General features: G+C 71.8%; 2 protein-coding genes. Both read right to left on the reverse strand.

Translation table 11 applies throughout. The features are described from left to right. Positions 1 to 61: 61 nt before the first annotated feature. Positions 62 to 883: an ABC transporter ATP-binding protein gene (locus EF918_RS35190; protein WP_125652909.1), complete on the reverse strand. Its 822-nt coding sequence runs from the start codon at positions 881 to 883 to the stop codon at positions 62 to 64. Between the two features lie 18 nt (positions 884 to 901). Continuing rightward, on the reverse strand, positions 902 to 1,954 hold the full coding sequence (locus EF918_RS35195; RefSeq protein WP_125652910.1) for an ABC transporter substrate-binding protein: 1,053 nt from the start codon (positions 1,952 to 1,954) through the stop codon (positions 902 to 904). Positions 1,955 to 2,011 lie beyond the last annotated feature (57 nt).

Below are 2,011 nucleotides of genomic sequence, written 5' to 3' on the forward strand. Positions count from 1 at the left end.
GGGGGAAGGGTCGCCGCCGGGGCCGGGTCGGCCGGGGCGGTGGGCGGTTTCGTCCGGGTGGTCATGCGGCGGCCTGCTCCTTCTCCAGTTGCTGGGCTCGGGCGACCTCGTCGTGCAGCAAGGTCCAGATCTCGTGGCGGTAGTGGGCGAACTCCGGGCTGGCGCGCAGGTCCTCGCCCAGCAGCCCGGACCGGTCGCCGAAGTCGACGGGGACGACCTCCTTGATCCGGCCGGGGCGCGAGGTCATGACGGCCACCCGCCGGCCGAGGTAGACGGCCTCCTCGATGCCGTGGGTGATGAACACGATCGTCTTGCCCGTCGCCTGCCAGATCCGGCGCAGCTCGTCCTGGAGGGACTCCCTGGTCTGCGCGTCGAGCGCGGCGAACGGCTCGTCCATCAGCAGCACGTCGGGGTCGTACGCCAGCGAGCGCGCGATGGCGACCCGCTGGCGCATGCCCCCGGACAGCTCGTGCGGATGCCGGTCCTCGAACCCGCTCAGGCCGACCAGGTCGAGGAACTCACGGGCCCGGGCCGCCCGCTGCCGCCGCGGCACCCCGGTGGCCTCCAGGCCGAACGCGACGTTGCCCAGCGCGGTGCGCCACGGCAGCAGCGCGTACTGCTGGAAGACCGTGCCCCGGTCCAGGCCCGGTCCGGTGACGGGCTCGCCGTCCAGCAGGATGCGCCCGGAGGTCGGGCGGGTCAGCCCGCCGAGCAGGTCCAGCAGGGTCGACTTGCCGCAGCCGCTGGGGCCGACGACGGCCAGGAACTCCCCCGCGTCGAGCGAGAGGTCGATCCCGTCCAGGGCGGTGAACGCCGCCTTGCGGCCGGACCGGTCCCTGGTGGGGAAGGTCTTGGTCACGTTCTCGAACACGATCTTCGCCATGGTGGTGCCTCCCTCCGCTCAGGCCTTGCCGTAGTCGTTGAAGGCGTTGGTGTAGAGGTCGCCGGCCTTCAGCTGCCCCTTCTTCACCTCGCCCCGCTCGCCCAGCCAGTCGAGCCAGAGCTGGAACTCCTTGTCACCGATCCGCCCGCCCGTCTCGGCCACGCCGTAGCTGCGCCAGTACTGCAGGGCGGAGGTGTCCTCGTTGCGCCCGCGCCCGCTCACGATCCGCGTCATCCGGGCGACGACCTCCTCGCGGGGGGTGGTCCGCGACCACTCGATCGCCTTGGCCACGCCGGTGACGAAGGTCCGTACGGTGTCGGGGTTCTCCTCGATGAACCGCTTGGTCATGACGTAGGTGCCGGCGCTGAACGCGCCGAGCAGCTCGAAGTCGGTGAACAGCGGGCGGATGCCGCCGCCGGCCAGGGCCTTGTCCCGCAGCACCCCGCCGAGCACGCCGACCTCGATCTGCCCCTGGCGCAGGGCCTGTTCGGTGCTGATCGGCGGAACCACCAGGGCCTCGACGCGGGCGGCCTCGGCGGTGGTGAGGCCGTTGCGGGAGAGGTAGATGTCCAGCAGGGCCTGGGAGTGCGCGCCCAGGGTGTTCATCCCGACCTTCTTGCCGATGAGGTCGCGGGCGGTGCGGATCGGACTGTTCTCCAGGACGTAGTAGCCGCTGTAGGCGTACTGGTCGGAGCCGTAGTACGAGATCACGGACCGGATCGGGGCCTTGGCGGCGGCGAGCTTGACGACCGCGCCGTTGAACGCGCCGCCGAAGTGGATCTGGCCGGTGGCGGCGGACTGGATGTCCTGGGGGCCGCTGATGGTGTTGCCGACCCAGTTCAGGCGCACGTCCCCGAGGTAGCCGAGGTCGGCGGCGAGTTCGGGCAGGGTCACCTGGCCGACGGCGCCCTGGTACTTGAGGGTCTTGACCTGGCCCTTGCCGCCTCCGTCGGCGGTGGCCGTGCCGCAGCTCACCGCGGCCGCCGAGATGCCGAGCAGGGTGAGGAACTGGCGTCGGGACGTGCCGGGTGCGCGGAAGGTGGCGGACGGGATGCGGGTCGCTGCGGACATGGGTCTTCCTCGATCGGTGAGCGGTGGCCGGTGGGCGGGGCCGGGGCGGGGTCAGTG

The sequence above is a fragment of the Streptomyces sp. WAC06614 genome (assembly GCF_003949795.1).
GTDB lineage: Bacteria > Actinomycetota > Actinomycetes > Streptomycetales > Streptomycetaceae > Streptomyces.